Origin of the sequence: Marinobacter sp., from assembly GCF_041686475.1 — a bacterium.
Lineage (GTDB): Bacteria > Pseudomonadota > Gammaproteobacteria > Pseudomonadales > Oleiphilaceae > Marinobacter.
The window spans coordinates 1-3,431 of sequence record NZ_JAWLDU010000124.1; the positions used below are offsets into that span (position 1 = coordinate 1).

The 3,431-nt window shown below is 56.3% G+C and carries 3 protein-coding genes and 1 pseudogene; 2 read left to right on the forward strand and 2 right to left on the reverse strand.

Annotated elements, in window-relative coordinates; genetic code table 11:
• The coding region (locus ACESMB_RS14985; RefSeq protein WP_372971987.1) for a succinylglutamate desuccinylase/aspartoacylase family protein at positions 1 to 905 on the reverse strand (905 nt) is incomplete at its 3' end.
• Between the two features lie 98 nt (positions 906 to 1,003).
• A complete protein-coding gene (locus ACESMB_RS14990; protein WP_372927081.1) occupies positions 1,004 to 2,488 on the reverse strand; it encodes a hypothetical protein in 1,485 nt (494 codons plus the stop codon).
• A 174-nt stretch (positions 2,489 to 2,662) separates the two neighbouring features.
• On the opposite strand from ACESMB_RS14990, the gene ACESMB_RS14995 reads away from it, so the two are divergent.
• Both ACESMB_RS14995 and ACESMB_RS15000 read left to right on the forward strand, forming a co-directional pair.
• Positions 2,663 to 3,127 carry an AtaL-like protein gene (locus tag ACESMB_RS14995; protein ID WP_372971988.1) on the forward strand — a complete coding sequence of 155 codons (465 nt, stop codon included), beginning with the start codon at positions 2,663 to 2,665 and terminating at the stop codon, positions 3,125 to 3,127.
• 104 nt (positions 3,128 to 3,231) lie between these two features.
• Positions 3,232 to 3,431: pseudogene (locus tag ACESMB_RS15000) on the forward strand (alcohol dehydrogenase); the annotation flags it as partial.

The window sequence follows — 3,431 nt, forward strand, 5'->3', positions numbered from 1 at the left end:
TAGAACAGACAGTCACTTTTCGCAATGGCCGGGTTGGTGGTAATCATAAAGGTTTTGATGGCCTGGGCAGGGTAGATCTGCCCATTTTCGACTCGAAGAACCTGCTCCATATTCTCACTGCGGTTGTGGCTGATCGCTGAGAGTATGTCCAGGCCTTTTTTACCGACCCATCCGAGAGGCTCATCCGGGGAGACAATCCCGAAATTGCGGTGTTCAATGTCTGGGGGAAACGTTAGGTCAGCATGGCCGGTAGGCTCAAGGCGATATTCTATGGTTGCTTCAGGAGCCAGTTCCACCCGAATCGGGTTGCGCAGCACGGCGACGTCCCACTCCGCTTTTTCCAGTGCCAGCACGTCTGCTCTTGAGGTGTACCGAACGAGTCCCTCGTACGCCAGTTGATGAGATTGTTCATCCTGGGCCCCGCCACACTCGATAGTGACTGTGGGCACTTCCTGCTCAGAGTACTCCATCAACGCACCCAGGCGAAGGTCCGTCATTATGAGGCGGTCGGTATAGAGCGAGGTCAGCGCCTGATGTTCGGCGTCATTGGTGATGGTCACGGCGAAGGCCGGGCCCGTGCCCGAGGTGTTGTGCACGTCCAGCAGGCATTCGGGTTGAGCCATATGAAGCTCCGCCAGCATGGCTTGGGCAATGGCTCCTTCTTCCCCTTCGAAAGGCTCTTTGAAACAGCGGTTTAGGTCGAGCCCTTGGGGTAGCTGGCGAAACGAGAATCTGGGTGGCATCTTCGCCGCATAGACACCACCGAGGAGAAACAGCATGTTGACCGCGGGCGTGTGCTGCTCGAGCAGCCACCGGTGCAGCGCAAACAGACCCGAAGGCTCATTACCGTGCAGAAGCGTTGCCATGGCCCGGGTACGGGAGCGGTCGCGACCGGTGACATGCACAACGGTCGGCTTTTACAGTCGGTCAAGCCACTCAAGGGGAGAGCGACCCAGCGTTCGGGGTGACGGATCATTGAGATAATCAAGTACTTTCGAGTTGCTCACGGCGACAGCTTCCATTCATGCAGCGGGATGTTTCTCTTCTGGTTGGCCATGTAAAGGGACAGCATACTCCGGAACGCGTCATCCCGGCCCAGGGATTTGAACAAAGACTCGGTGATATGGCGTTGCCACCGGGCGCCCGACATGGCTGTTTCAATTCGGCCTTCGATGATTCCCAGAAGGCGGTTAATCTCCGTCTCGTCCACGGCTGTTTGTTTCAGTGCTTCCCGGGCACGCGGCAGCAGTTCACGGGCCACGGTCAACAGGGGCGTATCCTGCAACTGAACCTGATTCTTGTGCGGCCAGATGATTTCTGCGCCGATGCCATATTTTGCTGCGCGGTAGAAATTATGTTCGGTGTAATGGAAGGGCAGTATTGACGTCAGATGACGGATGTCATCGAGCACTGCCAGCGCAGCCCCGATGACGAACAGGCCGTTCGCACACATATCGGCGGCGGTAGGGCCTGCAGGCATGGATCGGATTTCGATGCGCAGATGGCCGCCGTCCGCGTGATCATAGATGGCCCGGTTCCAGGGCCAGGTGGTTCCCTGATGAAGGCGGAGCTCGGCCAGTTTCGGGACTTCGCCACGATCTATCACCGCCATCGGATCTTCATCCGACATCAGCGGAATGATCGGGGGATACAGCGACGCCGAGGCTGCAAACAGTTCCCAGGCGCTGCGTGTCCAGCCATTTCCGTAATAGACCCTTGGTGGATGGCGCCAGGTTTTATGGTTGGGGGATCGGCTGTCAATGGATTGCTTGAACAGGGCAATCCGGGTCTCGTCCCAGAGGTGGTGGCCAAACAGGCTGGGCGAATTACTGGCCAGAGCGAGGACGACCGGGGTGACCAGCTGGATCGCATTGAAATAGTCGGCAAAACGATGGGCGGGCACACGCCAGTGTAGCTGGAACGACGTATTGGCCCCTTCCATATAGACGTCGTCGGCCTCCAGATCAATGACATCGTTGCCACCAATATGGATGCTGAATGGCTCGCCCCGTTGCTTGAGCAACGCGTTGGACAGCGCATGATACCGGGGCTCGTCTGTCATCACCTTCGCGCCCATGTCGGACTGGCGAAGCGTTGGCAGAATGCCGATTGGCACCAGTTCCCCATCCAATGATGCTGCATGCTGGTTTATTTTTCGGATCGCAGCCAGCAGCTCCTGCTCTGTTCTGGCAAACGGAGATCCCTTGAACGCCTGGGGGCTGAGGTTGTATTCGAGATTGAAGCGGTTGAGCTCAACCGTCAGTTGGGGGTCCTGAACGCTGGCGGCGATTTCTGTGTTGATGGGTTGCACTCGCAGCTCAGGGTTTACGATGTAGAACTCGACCTCGGCTCCGATGGAGCTTTCTCCCTCACCAAAGCCGGGCCGGTTCAGGAGACGAGTGAGCGCTTTAAGGTCCGTGCGGACCTTGTCTGCAAAACGTTCAAACTCTTCCGGCGCAAATTCTGTTGTCTTGATTGACAGTCCCACGGCAATGTCGACTCTGGCGCTAACTTACCTTGATAGTAGTCAGTTCCGGGATATTTTACATGCAAACGTTACACACACCTCGCCGGAACGGAATCAGGCATCCAGTCAAAAGGGGCTTTATAAATTTGCTGTGGCTGTCAGAGTAATGGATGACGCCAGCAGACAGGAGGCCAAATGAGGTTTGAACACATCGTTCAGATCAACGACCTGACGAAGCCAGAACTGCCAATCCTGACCCGTTTCCAGATCTGGGAGGGCCTGGTGCTCCGGACCCGACGCCCGGACAAGTTCCTGGTAGGGGTGGAAGATTACGAAATTCTGGAGCAGGGGCCGGCTTACATGAAGCGGTGCCTGCAGTTGCCGGGGCTGGAGGTCTTTGACGAGGTCACGTTCTGGTCTGAGGCGCGAATAGAGTACAGAACTCTGCCAACGGACACGGTTCCTGAGGCCACCCTTGTTATGGATATTGAAGAACCGGAACCGGGCTCGCTGTTTGTCCGCTTCCGATATCACACAGCGAGTATTGAGAACCGGGGTGATTCCATGCCTTATGACCAGTATCTCCATCAGGCCTATGTGGCCACCGACATTGAAACGATTCAGATCATACGGCAGCTGGCAGAGACGGGGGTGTTCTGATCCCGGCGTTGGTAAAGACAGATCCGCATTGCGGGCGTAATTCGTGTTGCGTGTCTGTTTGAAATAAAGTGGGCGTCTGTTTCTTTCTTCCGGGTGATATTTCTATGTCAGGTGCATTCAACTTGGTTACCCCTCCCGAGATCGTCTTCGGGCGGGGCCAGATAGCCCAGTTAAACGAGCGGGCAGCAAAACTCGGTGCGCGGGCTCTGATCGTGCACGGCAGCAATCCCGGCAGGCTGGCCGGGATATTCGAGTCGCTTACATCTGTTGATATTGTTCAAACGCTGTCAGTCTCGAAAGAGCC

Coding starts and splice junctions, on each gene's coding strand:
- ACESMB_RS14995 (WP_372971988.1), top strand. CDS start 2,663: ATGAGGTTTGAACACATCGTTCAGATCAACGACCTGACGAAGCCAGAA.